The organism is Paenibacillus sp. D51F (assembly GCF_053345695.1).
Genome location: NZ_JBKFAO010000006.1, coordinates 311782 through 333074 on the forward strand (window position 1 = coordinate 311782; position 21293 = coordinate 333074).

General features: G+C 59.7%; 12 protein-coding genes and 1 rRNA gene. 9 read left to right on the top strand and 4 right to left on the bottom strand.

Annotation, left to right across the window (positions count from 1 at the left end; translation table 11 throughout):
• Nucleotides 1–119: 119 nt before the first annotated feature.
• Entirely contained in the window at nucleotides 120–3140 is a 3021-nt protein-coding gene (uvrA, locus tag ACLBWT_RS13760) for an excinuclease ABC subunit UvrA (protein ID WP_447663682.1), read from the top strand.
• Between the two features lie 1003 nt (nucleotides 3141–4143).
• On the opposite strand, the gene ACLBWT_RS13765 is transcribed toward uvrA, so the two are convergent.
• Entirely contained in the window at nucleotides 4144–5760 is a 1617-nt protein-coding gene (locus ACLBWT_RS13765) for a nitrite/sulfite reductase (RefSeq protein ID WP_447663683.1), read from the bottom strand.
• 374 nt (nucleotides 5761–6134) lie between these two features.
• Between ACLBWT_RS13765 and ACLBWT_RS13770 the strand changes: the two genes are divergently transcribed.
• Entirely contained in the window at nucleotides 6135–6350 is a 216-nt protein-coding gene (locus ACLBWT_RS13770) for a hypothetical protein (protein ID WP_021879740.1), read from the top strand.
• Between the two features lie 92 nt (nucleotides 6351–6442).
• On the opposite strand, the gene ACLBWT_RS13775 is transcribed toward ACLBWT_RS13770, so the two are convergent.
• Nucleotides 6443–7411 carry a sugar phosphate isomerase/epimerase family protein gene (locus tag ACLBWT_RS13775; RefSeq protein ID WP_447663684.1) on the bottom strand — a complete coding sequence of 323 codons (969 nt, stop codon included), beginning with the start codon at nucleotides 7409–7411 and terminating at the stop codon, nucleotides 6443–6445.
• Between the two features lie 188 nt (nucleotides 7412–7599).
• Nucleotides 7600–8313, bottom strand: coding sequence for a hypothetical protein (locus tag ACLBWT_RS13780; protein ID WP_447663685.1), 714 nt, complete (start codon nucleotides 8311–8313; stop codon nucleotides 7600–7602).
• A 417-nt stretch (nucleotides 8314–8730) separates the two neighbouring features.
• On the opposite strand from ACLBWT_RS13780, the gene serS reads away from it, so the two are divergent.
• From serS to ACLBWT_RS13795, 3 genes are all read left to right on the top strand, one after another.
• Nucleotides 8731–10008, top strand: coding sequence for a serine--tRNA ligase (serS, locus tag ACLBWT_RS13785; RefSeq protein WP_447663686.1), 1278 nt, complete (start codon nucleotides 8731–8733; stop codon nucleotides 10006–10008).
• Nucleotides 10009–10303: 295 nt separating this feature from the next.
• Nucleotides 10304–12838 carry a DUF3656 domain-containing U32 family peptidase gene (locus ACLBWT_RS13790; protein WP_447663687.1) on the top strand — a complete coding sequence of 845 codons (2535 nt, stop codon included), beginning with the start codon at nucleotides 10304–10306 and terminating at the stop codon, nucleotides 12836–12838.
• A gap of 172 nt (nucleotides 12839–13010) precedes the next feature.
• Nucleotides 13011–13985, top strand: coding sequence for a nucleoside hydrolase (locus ACLBWT_RS13795; protein ID WP_447663688.1), 975 nt, complete (start codon nucleotides 13011–13013; stop codon nucleotides 13983–13985).
• A 77-nt stretch (nucleotides 13986–14062) separates the two neighbouring features.
• On the opposite strand, the gene ACLBWT_RS13800 is transcribed toward ACLBWT_RS13795, so the two are convergent.
• Nucleotides 14063–14695 carry a hypothetical protein gene (locus ACLBWT_RS13800; protein ID WP_447663690.1) on the bottom strand — a complete coding sequence of 211 codons (633 nt, stop codon included), beginning with the start codon at nucleotides 14693–14695 and terminating at the stop codon, nucleotides 14063–14065.
• A gap of 395 nt (nucleotides 14696–15090) precedes the next feature.
• Between ACLBWT_RS13800 and ACLBWT_RS13805 the strand changes: the two genes are divergently transcribed.
• The 4 genes from ACLBWT_RS13805 to ACLBWT_RS13820 form a co-directional block, all read left to right on the top strand.
• Nucleotides 15091–15795, top strand: a complete 705-nt coding sequence (locus ACLBWT_RS13805) for a heptaprenylglyceryl phosphate synthase (RefSeq protein WP_447663691.1) — start codon at nucleotides 15091–15093, stop codon at nucleotides 15793–15795.
• A gap of 218 nt (nucleotides 15796–16013) precedes the next feature.
• On the top strand, nucleotides 16014–18371 hold the full coding sequence (pcrA, locus tag ACLBWT_RS13810) for a DNA helicase PcrA (RefSeq protein ID WP_447663693.1): 2358 nt from the start codon (nucleotides 16014–16016) through the stop codon (nucleotides 18369–18371).
• Between the two features lie 393 nt (nucleotides 18372–18764).
• Nucleotides 18765–20762 (top strand): NAD-dependent DNA ligase LigA, encoded by a 1998-nt coding sequence (gene ligA / locus ACLBWT_RS13815; protein ID WP_447663708.1) that lies wholly within the window; start codon nucleotides 18765–18767, stop codon nucleotides 20760–20762.
• 432 nt (nucleotides 20763–21194) lie between these two features.
• Nucleotides 21195–21293, top strand: a 16S ribosomal RNA gene (locus tag ACLBWT_RS13820); the annotation flags it as partial.

Consider the following 21293-nt stretch of genomic DNA (forward strand, 5'->3'; position numbering starts at 1 on the left):
CGGTCTAGACGTCCCGTGTTAGGCAAGTAGCCATGAGCGGTCTGACCGCACTGATATAGAGAAGTAGGTAAAGGAGCGGCTTTCGAGGCCGCCCTATCGGATATAGGAGGTACCAACCTGTGGCAAGCGACCGTATCGAGATCAAGGGCGCCAGAGCCCATAACCTGAAAAACATCGACGTGACGATTCCGCGCGACAAGTTCGTCGTGCTGACGGGCCTCAGCGGCTCGGGCAAGTCCTCGCTCGCGTTCGACACGATTTACGCCGAAGGGCAGCGCCGGTACGTGGAGTCGCTGTCCGCTTACGCGCGCCAGTTCCTCGGCCAGATGGAGAAGCCCGATGTCGATTCCATCGAGGGGCTTTCCCCTGCCATTTCCATCGACCAGAAGACGACGAGCCGCAACCCGCGCTCCACGGTCGGAACCGTCACGGAGATCTACGATTATCTCCGTCTTCTGTTCGCTCGGATCGGCAAGCCCCATTGCCCGGAGCACGGCATCGAGATTACTTCCCAGACCGTGGAGCAGATGGTCGACCGCATCCTGGAATATCCGGAGCGCACCCGGCTGCAGATTCTGGCCCCGATCATCTCCGGCCGCAAGGGAGAGCACACCAAGCTGCTGCAGGACATCCAGAAGCAGGGCTTCGTCCGCGTCCGCGTGGACGGCGAGCTGCGCGACCTGAGCGAGAGCATCGAGCTGGAGAAGAACAAAAAGCACAGCATCGAGGTCGTCGTCGACCGGATCGTCGTCAAGGAGGATATCCGGACGCGTCTCGCCGACTCGCTGGAGACGGCGCTCAAGCTGTCCGAGGGCCAGGTGATCGTCGACATCATCGATCAGGAGGAGCTGCTGTTCAGCTCCAACCTGGCTTGTCCGATCTGCGGCTTCAGCATCGACGAGCTTTCGCCGCGCATGTTCTCCTTCAACAGCCCGTTCGGAGCCTGCCCGGAATGCGACGGCCTGGGCGCCAAGATGATCGTCGATCCGGATCTGCTCATCCATGATCCGGGCAAGACGATTTCGCAAGGCGCTTTCGAGGCATGGGCGGGCAGCACATCGAACTACTACCCGCAATTCATGGCCGCCGTATGCAAGCATTACCATATTCCGATGGACGTGCCGGTTAGCGAGCTGACCGCAGAGCAGATGAAGAAGCTGATGTACGGCACCGGCGGCGAACGGGTCAAGTTCCAGTATGAGAACGACTTCGGCTTCCGCAAGGAGGCGTATGTGCCGTTCGAGGGCGTCGTGAACAACCTGGCCCGACGCTACCGCGACACGGCCTCCGATTCCATGCGCGAGTATATCGAGGAATACATGAGCGCCAAGCCTTGCGGCAGCTGCAAGGGCCAGCGTCTCAAGAAGGAGAGTCTCGCGGTTACGGTCGGAGGACAGAACATCGCCTATACGACATCCCTGTCCATTGGGGACGCGCAAGGCTTCTTTGAATCCCTCGACTTGAACCAGAAGGACCGGACGATCGCGAATCTCATTCTCAAGGAAATCAACAGCCGTCTCGGATTCCTCGTCAACGTCGGCCTGAACTACCTGTCGATGTCGCGCGCGGCGGGTACGCTGTCGGGGGGCGAGGCGCAGCGGATCCGTCTGGCTACGCAGATCGGCTCCAGCCTCATGGGCGTTCTCTACATTTTGGACGAGCCCAGCATCGGGCTGCATCAGCGGGACAACGACCGGCTGATCGGCACGCTGGAGCATATGCGCAACCTCGGCAATACGCTCATCGTCGTCGAGCATGACGAGGACACGATGCTGGCCGCCGATTACATCATCGACATCGGACCGGGAGCCGGCATCCACGGCGGCCATGTCATCGCCCAGGGCACGCCGCAGGAGGTCATGAAGGACGAAAATTCCTTGACCGGCCAATACCTCAGCGGGCGCAAGTTCATCGCCGTGCCGCAGAAGCGCCGCAAGACCGACGACCGCTGGCTGGAGATCCGCGGGGCCAAGGAGAACAATCTGCGGGGCGTCAACGTCAAGGTTCCGATCGGCGTATTCACGGCCGTCACCGGCGTATCCGGCTCCGGCAAGTCGACGCTCGTCAATGAGATCCTCTACAAGACGCTGGCCAGGGATCTCAACCGCGCGAAGGTCCGTCCCGGCGAGTACAAGGAAATCCGGGGATTGGAGCAGATCGACAAGGTCATCGACATCGACCAGTCGCCGATCGGCCGCACGCCGCGCTCCAATCCGGCGACCTATACCGGAGTCTTCGACGATATCCGCGACGTCTACTCCTCCACGACCGAGGCCAAGGTGCGCGGCTACAAGAAAGGCCGATTCAGCTTCAACATCAAGGGAGGCCGCTGCGAAGCCTGCCGCGGCGACGGCATCATCAAGATCGAGATGCACTTCCTGCCGGACGTGTACGTGCCATGCGAGATCTGCAAGGGCAAGCGGTACAACCGCGAGACTTTGGAGGTCAAGTACAAGGGGCACAGCATCGCCGACGTGCTGGATATGACCATCGAGGATGCGACGGAATTCTTCCGCAACATTCCGAAGATCCACCGCAAGCTGCAGACGCTGATGGATGTCGGCCTGGGCTACATGAACATGGGCCAGCCGGCGACGACGCTGTCCGGCGGCGAAGCGCAGCGCGTCAAGCTCGCCTCCGAGCTGTACCGGCGCAGCACGGGACGCACGTTCTATATTCTGGACGAGCCGACGACGGGCCTCCATATGGACGACGTCGACCGTCTGCTGCAGGTGCTGCATCGCCTCGTCGATTCCGGAGAGTCTGTGCTCGTCATCGAGCATAGCCTCGACGTCATCAAGACCGCCGACTACCTCATCGATCTCGGACCGGAGGGCGGCAGCGGCGGCGGCATGATCGTCGCGACGGGCACGCCGGAGCAGGTCGTCAAGGTAGAGGGCTCTTACACGGGCAAGTATCTCGGCCCGGTGCTGGAGCGCGACCGCAAGCGGACCGAGGAAGCGATTGCCCGCGCCGAGGCTTCCGGAGCGGCTGCCGAGGTCGGAGCGGCCGGCGAGCAGATGCTTGCCGCCGAGAGCCGCGGCGAGTATGTGACAGCCGCAGCGCCGAAGAAACGCGGCACGGAAGCGGCTGCTCCGAAGAAGAGGGGCCGCAAGCCGAAGGAAACGGGCTTGAAGTAGGGAGCCCGAGGGAACTGAGCATGAGCTGGACTTTTCGGCAAACGTTATCGTTTCGTTGTGTCCATTGAATTCGTCCAGCAGTCTGCAGGCAACAGCCTTCGTACGGTGCATCCGTTCGAGGGCTGTTTTTTCTGCTCTTTGGGATCAAAACAAAGAAATCGCGCCCTATGGAAGAGCTGCCGACATGTGACCCATCAAACCAGCGCGCCCTATGAGGGAGGAACCAAGAAGGCCGTATCGGACATCGGATCCGCTATTAGGCGTAAATCAGCGTTTTGCTCATCGTATCGGACATAGGATCAACTATTAGGTGTAAATCAGCGTTTTGCTCATCGTATCGGACATAGGATCAACTATTAGGTGTAAATCAGCGTTTTGCTCATCGTATCGGACATAGGATCCGCTATTAGGTGTAAATCAGCGTTTTGCTCATCGTATCGGACATAGGATCCGTTATTTCTTTAAAACGTATTGATATAAGGATATGAATTCGAGAATAGCGGAACGTATGTCCGATAAATCTGGAAATGGCCTAAAAATCTACAAATAACGGATCGTATGTCCGATTTGAATTGCGAAACCTTAGGAAATGGGAGGAATAGGCCCATAGACAAGGTGGATTAACCGATTGGGATAGTGCCCTCCTCGAGCAGATTAACCGACTTGGATAGTGCCCGCCTCGAGCAGATTAACTGACTGTGATAGTGCCCGCCTCGAGCAGATTAAAAGGCTTGATTGATGGACCCGCTTGGATATCTTGCCGACGAAAGAGTTGACTCGTTCGGATGAATCAACCGATTCCAGTTGTTCGATCGATGACCAGTAACCAACTCATATCTGTAACCATGTTTGTAACCAACTCATGTCTGGAACCAACTCATGTCTGGAACCAACTCATGTCTGTGAAGATACCCCTGCCAGTAACCCTGCCCATCCGCTTATACGCAATAAACCATGCAAAAAAAACCGCCCCCAAGGGGGCGGTTTTGAATTTCAACCATGCCTAGCTCGCCGAGGCGGTCAGAATGCCGGTCAGCTTCTCCTGGAAGGCAGGAACTCCGACACGGTTGACAAACTGGTGGAAGGACTCGCCGGCTTGGCGGTCTTCCTTGTAGAAGCCGATTAGTTGAGCCAGGACGGACGGAACGTCGCCTGCCTTCACGCGGCCCTTGAGCGGCTTGTTGAAGGTCGCGCCGGGGCCGAGGATGCCGCCGACGGCGATGTCGAAGGCGTCGACCATGCCGTCCGGAGTTTTCACCAGGGAGCCCTGGAGGCCGATGTCCGCAATATGCTTCTGGCCGCAGCCGTTCGGGCAGCCGATGAAGTGGATGCGGATCTTCTCGTCCAGCTCAACATTCTCGTCGAGGTATTCGGCGACGACGCGGGCGAATTCCTTGGTCTCGACGATGGCGAGATTGCAGAACTCGTTGCCGGTGCAGCTGACGGTGCGGCTCATGAACGGCTTCGGATTCGGCGTGAGCCGCTCCAGCACTGGCGCGGCCAGAGCCGCTTCCACGTTCTCGTCGGCGACGCCCGTAATGATGATGTTCTGGGACATCGTCGTGCGGAGCTTGCCTTCGCCGTACTTATCGGCGATGTCGCACAGCTGCTCGAGCTCATCGGAATTGGTGCGTCCTACCGGCACGTTGAGGCCGATGTAGTTGCGGCCGTCCTTCTGCTTGTGCACGCCGTCGAAGTAAGCCGCCTGCCAGCCGGCAGTCTTGCTCTCGCCGCGCGAAGGCATGTCGCCGATCAGCTTGAGGAGCTCCTCCTGGAATTTCTCCGGTCCCCAATCGGCGACGAGGAACTTCAGGCGGGCATGATGGCGCTTCTCGCGGTAGCCGTGGTCCCGGAACAGCGTGGTGACGCCGACCGCAACCTTGAGGGCTTCTTCCGGACGGACAAACATATCGAGCTCCTTGGCCAGATAAGGTTTGGCCGAGAGGCCGCCGCCGACCCAGGCGTGGAAGCCGACGACTTCCTCGCCGTCGATCACTTTGACGGCCGGAGTGAAGGCCAGGTCGTTGATCTCCGCATGCGCGTTGTTATAGATATTCGCGGAGACGGACATTTTGTATTTGCGCGGCAGGTTGGAGAAGTCGCGGTTCAAGAGGAAGAAGTTGTTGATTTCCTCGACGAGCGCAGTCGTATCCATCAGCTCATCCTTGTCGATGCCCTGAAGAGGGTTGCCGACGATCGTGCGCGGGCAGTCGCCGCAGGATTCGTAGCTGTACAGGCCGACTTCCTCGAGCCGCTTGAAGATATCCGGCATGTTCTCGATGCGGAGCCAGTGGTACTGGATCGCCTGGCGGGTCGTGACGTCGATCAGGTCCCGGCCGTAGTCGCGGCCGATCGATGCGAGGGCTCTTGCCTGAGCGGTCGTCATGACGCCGGAGTTGATGCGGATCCGCATCATGAAGTAGCCGTCCCGCGGCTTCTGCTCGTAGACGCCGGCCCACTTGAAGCGGTTCATGTCGTCCTCGGGAATAGAGTCATACCCTTCCAGGGCATACTTCTCGATAATCGTGCGGATGACATCCAGTCCGTCTTTCTCGATCTTCCAAAGTTCCATTTTATTCAGCTTGGACGTGTCGGCCGTCCAGGGCATTTCGTAAGCCATGGAAATGAACCTCCTGTAGTTGGTTCCGGTTATTTTGAAATCCGATAAAAAAGGTAAGATTACGCTAATCCGATCGTACCATAGCGGGATCGCAGGGGCAATAACCGGTAAGCCGCGGCCTATAAGGAATGTTGATGCAGGCTATCCGGAATTTTTATAATGGGAAAGAATAACCGAACCGGAGGCGCGGCAAATTAGAAGGTGACAAAATTGTGGCAAACGTGTTACGGAGCGAAAACATCTTGCATCCGGGACGCCTAAAAGATACCATAGCTTATATACGTCCATAAGCCGCCCGAATCCGGTCCAGGCATTTCGGCATTGATGCCGTCGGAAGCGGTCTCACAGCAATCTAACCCGGGAGGTAGCACCCCATGTATCTTGCAGCAGAAGCGGCCAAGGCCGCGACGAGCAACTTCAATACGTTCGACATCTTCATGCTTTTGTTCACGATCGTCATCGCTATCGGGCTTGTACGCCTTGTCGGCCAGCGCAAGAAGAACATCTTCGCCATCGGCTGGGGCGCCGCATGCCTGCTCGTGTTCCTCGTCATCGACTATATCATGATCTTCAAAGTATGGCTGGCGTAACAACTGCCCTACATACCGCGCTTCAAAACAAAAAGGCTTCCCGGTGCAGCGTCTGCTGCCGGGAAGCCTTTTTATCTACTGCTACGCGCTGGTCACACCCACCACATCTCGCCGAGCGGCTCGCGGATGAGCACCTGCTGCAGGTTGGCGACCGCTTTGCTGAAGCCTTCCTCGACGCTCATGAGGCCGTCCTCATGCTCGATGCTGACGACATAATCGTAGCCGACAAGGCGCAGGGCGCTGATGATGTCGGCCCATACCTTGAGGTCGTGGCCGAAGCCGACGGAACGGAACTGCCAAGCGCGGTCGAGCATGAGCGTGTAGGACTGCATGTCCGTTACGCCGTGCTTGTTGACGTTGATCGGATCGATCGTCGTATCCTTGGCGTGGAAGTGATGGATCGCGCCTTCGCGGCCGAGGATATGGATCGCCTGGACCGGATCGATGCCCTGCCACCACATATGGCTCGGATCGAGGTTGGCGCCGATCGCTTTGCCCGTCGCTTCGCGCAGGCGGAGCATCGTGGCCGGCGTATGGACGGAGAAGCCGCCGTGAAGCTCGAGGCCGATCTTGACGCCCGCCGCTTCGGAGATGTTGTTGATGTCGGTCCAGTAAGGAATGACTTTCTGTTCCCACTGCCACTTCAGCACTTCCTGGAAGTCGTTCGGCCATGGCGCTACCGGCCAGTTCGGATACTTGGCGTCCTCATGGTCTCCAGGCAGGCCGGAGAACGTGTTGACGACCGGAACCTCCAGACGGTTGGCCAGCTCGATCGTCTTGCGGATGATTCCGTCATGCTCGGCAGAGATTGCTTTCTGCGGGTGGAGCGGATTGCCGTGGCAGCTCAGGGCGCTGATGATGAGGCCGCGGGATTCGACCGCCTGCTTGAACGCGCGGCGCTTGCCGTCGTCGGCGAGCAGCTCGTCCAGGTCAAGATGCGGGCTGCCCGGATAGTTGCCGGTCCCGATTTCAAGAGCGTCGAGGCCTTTGGACGCGATGTAGTCTAGCGATTCCTCGAACGATTTTTGGGCAAACAGAACAGAGAATACACCAAGCTTCATGGTGAATAACCTCCCGTGGATTAGAATGATCCATAAACGCTCTCATTATAGCATGCCCCCAACCTGCATACAGCCTGCAAAGAGAGATGATGACAAAAACGCATAATAACTGGACAATCCGTTGAAGCGCTTCCGCCTCGGCTGCGCTCATGGACCAGAAAAGCGGCAAGCGGATGACGAGGATTGCTTCAGTCTATACTCCCCTTGCTCATGTGGAAATCTGTTTCTTGCGCATCCGAAACCAAACGATTCCGACTCCAGGCGATGGAGTAGACGGTAAAAGAAGCGAGGAGAACCCCCGGGAAAATGACGAGCTGGTAGGAATGGTTGATCAGCATCATGGAAAAGGAGATGCAGACCAGGCCGACGGCAATGCTGATCAGCAGCTTCTCGTTCGCGGAGGTGAAATAGTTCTCCTTCACGGAGAAATCATGGGGAGGCTGCTGGATGAAGGAGAAGCCTTTCCCGGTTGCTTTCAGGATGAGCGCGATCAGATAGGCCGTCACGATGGATGCGATTTGCAGCAGGAAGACGTAGCCGGTAGTCTGGGCCATCACTTCTTCAGGCAGGAGTCCCGAAGCGGTCAGCAGGAAGTAGAGGCCGAATTGAAGCGGCATATACAGCATGTATCCCGTCACGAGCGCGAGAGTCGACCAGAAGAAACGGATTTTCAGCATATAGCGGCATAAAAGCAGGAGAATCACAAATTGGATAGGCGTGTCCAGCGCGGACAACGGCAAAACCATGCGGTTGACGTAAGAGAGCAGGGCGATGAAGACGCTGCTGGCGAGCAGCGGCCATCTAAAGGCGTAAATGGGAAGCTTGAAAGGGGCAAGTGCGCAAACCCAGATGGCCAGGGCATCGAACACGCCCAACAGGATGTAAATGAAATTTTCCGTCATCGATTCGGCTCCGATTCTTCGTTGTATTTACTTTTTAAGGGGCTAAGGCTGTCCATTTATCGAAACAAAGTCAGTATAGCAACTTTAATGGTTTAATTACATATGGCATTAACTATAAGCCTGTTGATTTCATGCCGTTAAGGATGAATGGAACCCGGTTGTGGAAGGGCGGCGTTTCCGTTATACTGATTCAAATGCATACTGTCACCATGCCGTTGATGAGAATCCAACTCGGAGGCGTTTTCGCCAAGGGAATCCTTTTCCCCTAAGTTTGCCGGACCGCCCGTTACCGCGGAACCAAAGAGGGTCGGTTTTTTCCGCCGGCCAAATTGGGTGGCACCGCGAGTCAAGCGCTCCTCGTCCCAACAGGACAGGGCGCTTTTTGTGTTTTTACAACAAAATAAGGAGCGGTGCGGCATGTTGGAGATGGGATGGATTCGGGAAAATCCGGAGGAAGTGAGGAAAGCGGCGGCGGCGAAAGGCTTGGCGTTCAACGTGGAGGAGCTGCTCGCTGCGGATGCGCTGCGGCGGAAGCTGCAGGGGCAAGCCGACGAGCTGCGGCAGGCGCGGAACCTGGCATCGGCGCAGGTTGCCGCTCATATGCGGGCGAAGCAGCCCGCGGAAGCCGAGAAGTCGAAGCAGCAGGCGCGCGAGGCGAATGAAAGGCTGCTTGAAGTCGAGCCGGCCCTCGCCGGTGCCGAGAGCCACTATCGCAGGCTGATGCTGGAGGCGCCGAATCCCGTATCGGAAGACACGCCTGCGGGAACGTCGGATCTCGACAACGTTCAGGTGGATGCATGGGGCCAGCCGCCACAGTTCGGCTTCATGCCGCTGAGCCATGTCGAGCTCGGGGAGCTGCACGGGCTTGTCGACTTCGCCAGGGGCGTCAAGACGGGCGGCACGCGCAGCTATTATTTGAAGGGAGCCGGCGCGCTGCTGCATCGGGCGGTCCAGCAGCTTGCGCTGGACGTTCTGCTGCGGGAAGGCTTCACGCTGTTCGAAGTCCCCGTTATGGTGCGCACGGAAGCTTTCACGAGCACGGGATTTTTCCCGTCGGGCGAGGATCAGACCTATCGCTTGGAAGGGCGGGATGAGCGGCTGGCCGGCACGGCGGAGGTGCCGCTCGTGAACTACTACAGCGGCGAGATCATCGACGTCTCGGAGCCGCTGAGGCTGGCGGCGGTGTCGGCCTGCTACCGCAGCGAAGCCGGTTCGGCCGGCCGCGACACGCATGGCCTCTATCGGGTGCATCAGTTCGCCAAGGTAGAGCAGGTCGTCATCTGCCGGGCCGACCGGGAGGAGGCGGAGCGGCTCCATCGGGAAATTACGGGCCACGCGCGCAAGGTGCTGGAGCTGCTGGAGCTGCCGTACCGGGTCATGGCGGTCTGCGCCGGCGATATGTCGCAGAAGACGCATAAGCAGTACGATCTGGAAGCCTGGATGCCGAGCCGGGACGCGTACGGGGAGACGCATTCGTCGTCGAACCTGCTTGATTTTCAAGCTCGTCGTGCCGGCATCCGCTACCGGGACGAGGAGGGCATGCTGAGGCATTGCTTCACGCTCAACAATACGGCGGCAGCTTCGCCGCGAATCCTTATTCCGCTGCTGGAGATCCATCAGCGGGAAGACGGCAGCATTCGGATTCCTGATGCCTTGAGACCGTATATGAACGGACAGAGTGAAATCCGGATCTGAAAAGCAACCGGCTTCCCCCGCGAGGCGAAGGTCAAGCTTCGCGGCCAAGCATGAAACATCAAGGCGTTCCGCCTCCGCGAGGAGACGGAACGCCTTCTCCTTTTCGTCCGCCGGGCTCTGCCCGGACGTTGGAGGAATTCCGCCGCCGCTGGGGCTGCGGCCTGAAGTTGCCAGCGGGCTTTTTCCCCGGAATGCTTGGTGCAACCGGCCTTACTCTGCTACACTAGCAGTATGGCGGCCGTGTCAGACGGCCACACTTTAGTTGAGAAGATAGATACGGAGGCATATCGAGGCAATGACCTTAACCATACAAAGGCAAGACATCGAGCTGCTGGCCCCGGCCGGCGATTGGGAGTGCATGAGGGCGGCGGTCGCGAACGGAGCGGACGCCGTTTTCTTCGGCGTCGAGAAGTTCAACGCGCGGGCCCGCGCCAACAACTTCAGGATGGACGAGCTGGCGGAGATCATGGCTTTTCTGCACAGCTACGGGGTAAAGGGATTTTTGACGTTCAACATTCTCGTATTCGAGGATGAGCTGCGCGACGCGAAAGCGCTGATCGAAGCCTGCGTGGACGCAGGCGTGGATGCGGTCATCGTGCAGGATCTGGGACTGGTGAAAATGATCCGCGAAATCTCGCCGGATTTCCCGATCCACGGCTCTACCCAGATGACGATCACCTCCCCGGAGGCGGTGGAGTTCACCAAGCCGTTCGACATCGAGCGCGTCGTGCTCGGACGGGAGAACAACCTCAAGCAGATCAAGACGATCGGCGAGAAGGCCAAGCTGCCGATGGAGGTATTCGTCCATGGCGCGCTGTGCGTCAGCTATTCCGGACAATGCCTTACCTCGGAAATGTGGGGAGGCCGCTCCGCCAACCGCGGCGAATGCGCGCAAGCCTGCCGCCTTCCCTACGATCTGATGGTCGACGGCGAGCAGAAGCCGATGGGCGATATCGCTTATCTGCTGTCTCCCAAGGATCTGGCCGCGATCGACATCGTGCCGGAGCTGATCGAAGCGGGCGTCACTTCCTTTAAAATCGAGGGGCGCCTGAAGAGCCCCGAGTACGTGGCCAACGTCGTGTCCAAATACCGCAGCGCCATCGACGCTTACTTTGACGGCGATCGCTCCGGCCCGTCCAAGGAAGAAGTGCGCGAGCTGCAGCAGAGCTTCTCGCGCGGCTTCACGCACGGCTTCCTCAAGGGAACGAACAACAAGCAGCTGGTCGAGGGCACATTCCCGAAAAGCCGGGGCGTCTATCTCGGCCGCGTCGAACGCATCCTGCGCGACGGCGTCGTCTGCCGGCTGGAAGCGCCGCTCAAGCGGGGCGACGGCATCGTGTTCGACGCCGGAGATCCGACGCAGAAGGAAGAGGGCGGACGCGTCTATGACATCCGCCGCCAAGGCGTGAAGATCGAGGGAGAGGCGATGGAAGGCACCGTGCTCGATATCGTGCCGGGGCGCAACGATGTCAATCTGCAGCGCGTGAAGGTCGGAGACCGCGTTTGGAAAACGAACGATCCGGCTCTGGACCGCCGTCTGCGCGCGACGTATGAAACGGAGAAGCCTTACCGGGTATTCCCGCTGGCGCTTCGGGTCGAGGGAACGGAAGGCCAGCCGCTGCGCACCTGGTGGACCGATGTGCAGAAAGGAACGACCGTCGAGGCGGTCAGCGAAATGCCGCTGGAGAAGGCGCTCAAGCGTCCGATGGACCAAGCGCTGCTTGAAGACCAGTTCGGCCGGCTCGGCGGCACGCTGTATCAGCTCGAGGAGCTGGAAGTCAAGCTTGACGGCGAGCTGATCATTCCCGTGCGCGAGCTGAACCGGATGCGGCGCGAAGCGGTGGAGCAGCTCGCGGGCGAGCGGCCGAAGCCGCCCGTGTACGTGAAGCGCGAGGCGGATATCTTTGCGGACGCCCGCACCAAGGAGCAGCGCGACATGGACGCCGCCGTCGCGGCAGTTCCCGGCGCTGCGCGCCTGACTGCTCTATGCCGCACGCTGGATCAGGTGAAGGCTGCCTGCGCCACGGATGTGGAGATGATCTACGCCGACTTCGAGTTCATCAAGCAGTTCCCGGCCGCCATCGAAGCCGCGCGCGCGGCAGGCAAGCCGATCGCGCTGGCGACGCCGCGCATCCACATGCCGAACGAGAACGGCTACCACGCCAATATTCTGCGCCTGAAGCCGGATGCGGTTCTTGTCCGCAACACCGGCGCGCTGTATTATTACTTGCGGGCCCGCTTGGAGCGGCCGGGCGAGCCTTTCCCCAAGCTGATCGGGGACTTCTCGCTGAACATCGCCAACCATAAGGCGGTGGAGCTGTTCCGCGAAGCGGGCTGCGACGTGCTGACGCCATCCTACGACCTCAATATCCAGCAGATGGTCGACCTGCTCGGCAACACCCGCGACACTTCGGCGCTTGAGGTTGTCATCCACCAGCATCTGCCGATGTTCCACACCGAGCACTGCGTGTACTGCACGTTCCTCAGCGAAGGCACCGACTTCACGAACTGCGGCCGTCCTTGCGAGGAGCACAATATTTCCCTGCAGGACCGCATCGGCATGTCCCACCCCGTCCGCGTGGACGAGGGCTGCCGCAACACGGTGTATAATGCGATCGAGCAGTCTGGCGCGGAATACCTGCGCAACTTCCTGGAGCTTGGCGTGCGCTCCTACCGGGTCGAGTTCCTCGAGGAGCCGGCCGAGAAAGTCGCCGAGGTGCTCGCCCTGTACCGCGACGCCATCAACGGCCGCATCAGCGGCACCCAGGTATGGCGCAGCCTGAAGGCGACCAACCAGCTCGGCGTCACTCGCGGCCAGCTGGTGAAGTAAGGCTTCGACAGCCCGCGGCAACTGTGCAGGCAGCTCCCAGCGCGCGATGAGGTCGCATGACGGGGTCAACCAGCATGAAGTCCCATGAAATATCAAGGCTTTTCGCCCCAACGTCTCCCGGTTCCCGAGAGGCGTTGGGGATTCATTTTGCATACAGAGAGGGTTATGACGGATGAATGTCAGCAAGTTTGAAGGGCGCGAGCCTGTTTCCATGATTATTGACGCCGATACGGGGATCGACGATGCGTTGGCGATCCTGTACGCCGTGAAGTCGCCGGCCATCCGGCTGGAGGCTGTATGCACGGTATTCGGCAATATCGACGTCGAACAGGCGACGGACAATACGCTGCGCCTGATCCAGCTTGCAGGCGCGCGCGACCGCGTACAGGTCGTCAAGGGCGCCTCGAAGCCGCTGGAGCGCGAGTTCCAGGGCTCGACCTCCCATGTGCACGGAGAGAACGGAATCGGCGGCGCGGTGCTGCCTCCTTCGGACCAGCTTCCGCTCGGCGAAGCCGCTGCGGATTATCTCGTCCGCATCGCGAACGAGCGTCCGGGCGAGGTGACCCTCGTCCTAATGGGACGGATGACGAACCTGGCGCTTGCGCTGCGCCGCGATCCGTCGATCGCCGCCAAGTTCCGCAGCGTCGTCGTCATGGGCGGCAACGTGCTCGTGCCGGGCAACGTGACGCCGGTTGCCGAAGCGAACTTCTGGGGAGACCCGGAATCAGCAGCGGTGCTCATGCAAGCCGGGCTGCCGCTGACGGTCATCGGGCTCGACGTGACGCTGCAGACGCTGCTTACACGCGATGCCTTGGACGAGCTGGGCAAAACCTGCCTTCCCGAAAATGCCCCGCTGGTCGATTTCCTGAAGGATTCGTTCGCGATCTACTTCGACTTCTACCAGCAGGTGAACAAGCTGGACAATGCCTGCCCGCTTCATGATCCGCTGGCCGTCATCGCGGCCGTATTTCCCGAAATGGTCACCTGCTCGACGCTCCATGCGTCCATCGCCTGCGGCGACCGGCTGACCGACGGCATGGTCGTCACAGACCGCCGCGTCTTCCCGAGCGTGGGGCATCCGGTATCGTTCGCTCTCGAAGTGGATGCGGACGCGGCACTCGAAGAGCTTTACTCGGTGTTTAAATAATCGAGAAATGAAAGCAAAAGGCTGCATGCTCGCCCTTGAAGGGACGGCATGCAGCCTTTTTTTGATTCCGGACCTAGTCAGATTTTCGGCTCCTTATCGTAGCCGGGCAGATCGAAGTCCGTATTGTTCAGCTCGCGGAACAGGTTCGTGTCTTCAATGAACGCCCGCGTCTCAGCCGTCCCAAGCTCGTGGATCGTCATGTACAAATCATTCACATGGCTTTGATAGCGCTTCTGGGTCGGGCTCCGGTCGTTGGACTTGTACGGAATGGCCGCTACCAGGGAGCTGACGTCGTCGGTCGACTCCATTTCGTCCAGCAGGATCTTGAGCTTCTCCAGCTCCTCCTGCGTCGCGTTGATCTCAAGCTGGTCCGTGCCGGTGCGCTCATGCTCGATCGTCTTCGAAGTTATCGAAATGAAGTAAGGCACGCGAGGCTCGTTGGCGGACGATCGGTCCAAGTCGCTCGGCAAGCGTCGTCGGTCGCCTTCCTCCTCATCCTGCGGCTCGTCCTGCTGGACCGGCCCGTCCGCTCCTTTCACCGCAGGAGGGTGGACCGTGCTGTCGGCTTCCACGATGCCCTGCGGCTCGTGGCCGTCATGATGCCTGCCGGACGGATGCGTCTCCCTCTGCTCCAGCTCCTGTCTCGCGCGCTGCTCGTCCTTGATCGCTCCGGTTTCCGTTTCCATATGGTTAACGTCTGCCTTGCTCATGATCGTTTCCTCCTTCGGAAGTGGAATTGCCTCGTCTTATTGGTACGGTTCATTACCAACATGCTTCCCGCCTTGAAACAAAGGAGGCCGTTCCCCTGCCGTCGCGATGCTGTTCTGGAGGGAGTTTTTTTCAAAACGTTCAAGGAACAAGTGGAACGCGGAATGCAAAGGCGGAATGCAAAGGCGGAATGCAAAGGGGGAAAGGGGCATTTTCTTTTGAAAATGCGCTCCAAGCCCGCTTGCGGCAGCAGGCATCGGCAGGCTTTTCGAGCGGATTCAACAGAGCCGGAAGGCCGCGCTGCGCCGGCATCCGCCCGAATTGACAACGAAGCCGGCCCTTCACTAGACTAGAACGACAGGCTTGGAAGCGACAAGACGAATGGGAGACGGAAAACATGGCGGAAGCATTTGACCAATGGAGGCATGTATTCAAGCTGGATCCCGACAAGAAGCTGGGCCTTAAGGAAATGGACCTGGTCCTGTCCTCCGGCACGGATGCGATACTGGTCGGCGGCTCCAGCGGCCTCACCTACGAGAACACGGAGTCTCTCCTTCATACCCTTGCGGGCTCGGGAATTCCCGCTGTTCTTGAAGTGTCCAGCCTCGAGCTCGCGGTTCCCGGCTTCGACTTCTACTTGATTCCGATCGCGCTGAATACGCCTGACGGGGATTGGATTACCGGACGCCAGGCCAGGGCACTGGAGGAATGGGGGCCTCTCATTCCTTGGGAGAGGACGCTTGGAGAAGGGTATATCATTCTGAACGAGGCTGCCGAGGCGGCCCGTGTGACGGGGGCGACGACGGATCTGGACGAGGACGGAGCCGTCGCCTACGCCCAGCTCGCCGACCGGCTGATGCGGCTGCCGATCGTCTATTTGGAATACAGCGGCCGTTTCGGCGACATGGAGCTGGTGCGCAGGGTGAAGCGGTCGCTGCGGCAAGCCAGGCTTTTTTATGGCGGCGGCATCGACGGTCCGGAACGAGCGGCTCTTGCGGCGCAGACGGCTCCGACTGTCGTAGTCGGCAATGTGCTGTACGATCATTTCGAGAACGGGCTCGCTACGGTGCGGGCGGTCAAGGAGACTCGCCTGGCGCCATAGGGGAATCTTCTCCTATCGATAGGCGCATGGCATGAACGCCGGGAAGCAGGCGGAGATGAGGAAAATTACCTTCTGTACGGACCGGTTCCTTCATTGACACTTCCGGCCCGGTTGCCCTAGACTGGAGATAGGCGAACAAAGGCGAACAGCAGGCGGATCCGCGAAGGCGCGGTATCCGTTCGGAGGCTGGCGCCGAGCAAAGGAGAACGAATGCATATATGATGAACGACATCGGAATCGAAGCCGCGGTCGGGAAGCTGAATCCTCCCCAGCGCGAGGCCGTTCAGGCGACCGACGGGCCGCTGCTGATCATGGCCGGCGCCGGCTCGGGCAAGACGAGGGTGCTGACGCACCGGATCGCTTGGCTGATCGAGAAGCGGCGCGTGGCTCCTTGGAGCATTCTGGCCATCACCTTTACGAACAAGGCCGCCCGCGAGATGAGGGACCGCGTGTCCAAGCTCGTCGGAGCCGGCGGCAGCGATATATGGGTTTCGACCTTCCACTCCATGTGCGTGCGCATCCTGCGCAAGGACATCGATCGGATCGGCTTCACGTCGAACTTCTCGATCCTGGACTCCGGCGACCAGCTGTCGGTCATCCGCGGCTGCATGAAGGATCTCAACATCGACACCAAGAAGTTCGAGCCGAAGGCGGTGCAGGCCGTCATCAGCAGCGCGAAGAACGAGCTGATCGATCCGGTCCGCTTCGAGACGAAGGCCGGCAGCGACTATTTCCAGAAGGTCGCCTCGGATGTGTACAAGATGTACCAGAAGCGGCTGCGCAGCAACAACTCGCTCGACTTCGACGATCTCATCATGTCGACGATCCAGCTGTTCAAGGATGTGCCGGAGGTGCTGGATTTCTACCAGAACAAGTTCCGCTACATCCATGTGGACGAGTATCAGGATACGAACCGCGCCCAGTACATGCTCTGCCGCATGCTGGCGGACAAGCACCACAACATCTGCGTCGTCGGCGACAGCGACCAGTCGATCTACCGGTGGCGGGGAGCGGACATCACGAACATCCTGAACTTCGAGGAGGACTATCCGGAGGCGCGGACGATCCTGCTGGAGCAGAACTACCGTTCGAGCTCCAATATCCTGAACGCGGCCAATGCGGTCATCGGCCAGAACACCGGCCGCAAGGACAAGCGCTTGTGGACCGAGCGGGGCGCCGGCGAAGCCATCACGATGTACCAGGCCGACTCGGAGCATGATGAAGGCTACTATATTACAGGCGAGATCCGTACGGGGCGCAATGGCGGCCGCAATTATGCAGACCATGCCATCCTGTACCGGACGAACGCCCAGTCCCGGGTCATCGAGGAAATTCTGATCAAGTCGGATATTCCGTACCAGATCGTCGGGGGCATCAAGTTCTACGACCGCAAGGAGATCAAGGACGTGCTCGGGTATCTGCGCCTTGTGTCCAATCCGGACGACGACATCAGCCTGACCCGCATCATCAACGTTCCCAAGCGGGGCATCGGCGACACGACGATCGCCAAGCTGGCCGAAGAGGCGGCGCGCCGCGGCTCCTCGATCTTCCAGGTGCTCGGCGACTTGTCCGGCGTCGAGGTCAACGGGCGCACGCGCACGCTGCTGCAGGACTTCCGCACGATGATCGACAATCTGACCGGCATGCGCGACTACCTGTCCGTGACCGAGCTGACCGAGAAGGTGCTGGAGCTGTCGGAATACCGGCTGGAGCTGCATCGCGAGAACACGCTGGAGTCCAAAGCCCGCGTCGAGAACATCGAGGAGTTCCTGTCCGTGACGATGGAATTCGAGAAGCGCAACGACGACAAGTCGCTCGTCTCGTTCCTGACCGACCTCGCGCTCATCGCCGACATCGACTCCATGGACAAGGACGAGACCCCGGACGACGCGGTCATCCTGATGACGATGCACAGCGCCAAAGGCCTTGAGTTCCCGGTCGTGTTCATCATCGGCTGCGAGGAAGGCGTCTTCCCGCACAGCAGGGCCTTCACCGACAACGAGGAGCTCGAGGAGGAACGGCGCCTCGCCTATGTCGGCATCACACGCGCCGAGCAGCAGCTGTACATGACCTGCGCCCGGATGCGCACCCTGTTCGGGCGCACGAGCAGCAATCCACCTTCACGCTTCCTCAAGGAAATCCCGGATGGCGTGAAGGAGCTGGCTTCGCCGGGCGGCCGCACGATCGGCGGCGGCCGTTACGGCGGCTCCGCCGCCTCGGGCGCCGGAGGCTTCGGCTACCGCGGCGCCAGCGGCGCCGCAGGCGCTCCGGCGCCGGGCTCCGCCCCCGGCGCTTCGCGCTATGGCCGTCCGGCCGGCTATGCCGGGGCCGGAGCGGCCGCCGCGGGCGGCAGCGGCGTGCGCGTCAGCACGCCAGGCGCTCCCGCGGCCGCGGGCGATGCGGCGCGCAGCTTCGCCGCCGGAGACAAGGTGGCCCACAAGAAATGGGGCACCGGTGTGATCGTGTCGGTGAAGGGCACCGGCAACGACACGGAGATCCAGATCGCGTTCCCGGCTCCGGTCGGGCTCAAGAAGCTGCTCGCCAGCTTCGCCCCGATCGAGAAGGTGTCGGGCTGACAGCCGCTCGGAAGGAATGCGGCAGCTTCTTGTGCTTGCCGACGACATCTCCTTCCGGACGGCGGGGCCCAACATCGTGCCCGCCGTCGGTATGTGTCCTTCCGGATGGCGTGGTCCATCATCGTACCCGGTAGTTGGAGCCTTGCGCTCATGAACCTTTTTGTTTCTATATAATGAATGAGTATGTTTTCCTGTCTCATAACGATTCAAGCATTCCTTCCTGCCCGGAAGCCGGCTCGCCGGCCTCCGGGCAGGGTTGCATACATAATGAAACGCGTACAATAGAAACGACAGCTATTATTCGGACGAAAAGGAAGGGGATTCCGCTTGGATAACCGCATGGAGCAACAGCAAGAGCTTGCGGCTGGAGCAGATCCGCAAGCCGTGGAGCGGATGCGGGAGCTCGCCGGAGAGCTCGCCGTGCATAACTACAACTACTACACGCTCGACAACCCGACGATCAGCGACAAGGAATACGATCTCTTATACGATGAGCTGGTCCGTCTGGAGAGCGAGAGCGGCGTCGTGCTGCCGGAGTCGCCTTCCCTCCGCGTCGGAGGGGAGACGCTCAAGGGGTTCGAGCCCCATCGGCATCGTTCCCGGCTATGGAGCTTGGACAAGGCCAAGGATGAGGACGCCGTGCGCGCCTGGCAGCAGCGCCTCGCCCGCGGCATCGCCGATTACAATGCCAAAAATCCCGACGAGGAGCCGCTGCCGGATCCTTCTTATGTCGTCGAGTTCAAGTTCGACGGGCTGACTCTCAACCTGACCTATGACGGCGGAGAGCTCGTCCAGGCGGCGACGCGGGGCAACGGCACGGTCGGCGAGAGCATCATGGCCCAGGTGAAGACGATCCGTTCGGTCCCTCTGACGATTCCGTACAAGGACGGCCTCATCGAAGTCCAGGGCGAAGGGCTGATGTTCCTTTCCGTGCTGGAGAACTACAACAAGACCGCAGCCGAGCCGCTCAAGAACGCGCGCAACGGCGCCGCAGGCGCTCTGCGCAATCTCAATCCGAAGGTTACGGCCGAACGCCGGCTGAGCGCTTTCTTCTATAATATCGGTTATTCCGACGAGCTCGAGTTCCGCGACCATGCCGAGCTGATTCAGTTTCTGAGGGACAACCGCTTCAAGGTCAACCCGTATATCACTTACTTCGACGATATCGAGGAGGTCATCGCGGAGCTGCATCGGATCGCCGTCATGCGTCCCGATCTCGATTTCCTCATTGACGGAGCGGTCGTCAAAGTGACGGATATGCGCACCCGGACGGCTCTCGGCTATACGGACAAATTCCCGCGCTGGTCGGTGGCGTTCAAGTTCGAGGCGGAAGAGAGCACGACGGTGCTGGAGTCGGTGTCCTGGAATGTCGGCCGTACGGGCAAGGTAACCCCGCTCGCGCGGGTGGAGCCCGTGGAGCTGGCCGGCGTCACGGTGCAGAACTGCACCCTCAACAATACCGGGGATATCGAGCGCAAGGGGCTGAAGCACGCGCTCGGCACCCGCGTCTTCATCCGGCGTTCCAACGACGTCATTCCCGAGATTCTGGGCAGAGCGGACGAAGAGGAGCAAGGGGAGGAAATTGTCTATCCCGAGACATGCCCGGCCTGCGGCACGCCGCTTGTGCAGCGCGGCGCCCATCTGTTCTGCGAGAACCGTCTCGGCTGCAAGCCGCAGATCATCGCCCGGATCACGCATTTCTCCTCGAGAGACGCCATGGACATCGAGACGTTCAGCGTCATGACGGCTGAGCAGCTGCTTGATTCATGCGAGGTTCATGATCCGGCAGATCTGTACGATCTGGGTTATGACGATCTGATCAAGCTGGAGCGGTTCGGGGACAAAAAGGCGCGCAATCTGCTGGATGCGATCGAGAAGTCCAAAGACCGCGACCTGGCTTCCTTCCTCAATGCTCTCGGCATTCCGAACACGGGCAAAGCGACTACGCGCATGCTGGCCGATCATTACGGCAGCCTGGACGCCATCATGGAAGCATCGGCAGAGGAGCTCACCGCTCTCCCGGATGTGGGCGGCATCGTGGCGGAGAGCATCGTCGGCTTCTTCAAGGAGCCGCTCATTATGGAGAGCATTCGCCGCATGCGGGAGAAGGGCGTCAAGGCGGAGGCGGACAAGGTCGAACCGATCGCCGTGGACAGTCCATTCAGCGGCAAGACGGTCGTGCTGACAGGCACGCTGCATACGATGACGCGGGATGAAGCCGGACGCCGGCTGGAGGCGCTGGGAGCCAAGGTAAGCGGCAGCGTCTCCAAGAAGACCGACTTCGTGCTTGCCGGCGAGAGCGCCGGCAGCAAGCTCGACAAGGCTCGGGCCTTGGGCGTAGCTGTCATCGAGGACGAGCAGGAGATACGCAGGCTGCTTGGCATGGATTGAAGCTGACGGAAGGATAGCCCGGGGAAGCCGTAATGGTTCCGAATCAGGCTTATAGAAGGGATCGAACAGGGGACGCCCTTTTCGGTCCCTTTTCAATTTTTCTCTTAAGTGTTTGAGCCATCAGCAAGGCTTGATATAGGGGTGGAAAAACAATTCGACATTTTTTTGATTTAGGGGTTGCATATGGTTCGAAGGCTGTGGTATATTACTTCTTGTCGCTTCGGCGGCACGGTAAAAACAACAGCGAACGGAAACAAAAAAGAAAGACAAGCTGTTGACAAGAAATGCTCGGTATGATAAAGTATTCTCTTGTGACCAACCAAGTTCTTTGAAAACTGAACAAATGATTAAGCTATAAATTCGACAACGTTTTACAATGAGCAAGTCAAACACCTTGAAGCACTTCTTCGTCCTTCGGACACGAAGTCTTCTTTTATGGAGAGTTTGATCCTGGCTCAGGACGAACGCTGGCGGCGTGCCTAATACATGCAAGTCGAGCGGATCTTGTCCTTCGGGACAAGGTTAGCGGCG

Bases quoted from the DNA above. Each gene is read 5' to 3' on its own strand.
- ACLBWT_RS13765 (WP_447663683.1), bottom strand. From the start codon at position 5,760: ATGGCTTACGAAATGCCCTGGACGGCCGACACGTCCAAGCTGAATAAA.
- ACLBWT_RS13770 (WP_021879740.1), top strand. From the start codon at position 6,135: ATGTATCTTGCAGCAGAAGCGGCCAAGGCCGCGACGAGCAACTTCAAT.
- ACLBWT_RS13775 (WP_447663684.1), bottom strand. From the start codon at position 7,411: ATGAAGCTTGGTGTATTCTCTGTTCTGTTTGCCCAAAAATCGTTCGAG.
- ACLBWT_RS13780 (WP_447663685.1), bottom strand. From the start codon at position 8,313: ATGACGGAAAATTTCATTTACATCCTGTTGGGCGTGTTCGATGCCCTG.
- serS (WP_447663686.1), top strand. From the start codon at position 8,731: ATGTTGGAGATGGGATGGATTCGGGAAAATCCGGAGGAAGTGAGGAAA.
- ACLBWT_RS13790 (WP_447663687.1), top strand. From the start codon at position 10,304: ATGACCTTAACCATACAAAGGCAAGACATCGAGCTGCTGGCCCCGGCC.
- ACLBWT_RS13795 (WP_447663688.1), top strand. From the start codon at position 13,011: ATGAATGTCAGCAAGTTTGAAGGGCGCGAGCCTGTTTCCATGATTATT.
- ACLBWT_RS13800 (WP_447663690.1), bottom strand. From the start codon at position 14,695: ATGAGCAAGGCAGACGTTAACCATATGGAAACGGAAACCGGAGCGATC.
- ACLBWT_RS13805 (WP_447663691.1), top strand. From the start codon at position 15,091: ATGGCGGAAGCATTTGACCAATGGAGGCATGTATTCAAGCTGGATCCC.
- pcrA (WP_447663693.1), top strand. From the start codon at position 16,014: ATGATGAACGACATCGGAATCGAAGCCGCGGTCGGGAAGCTGAATCCT.
- ligA (WP_447663708.1), top strand. From the start codon at position 18,765: ATGCGGGAGCTCGCCGGAGAGCTCGCCGTGCATAACTACAACTACTAC.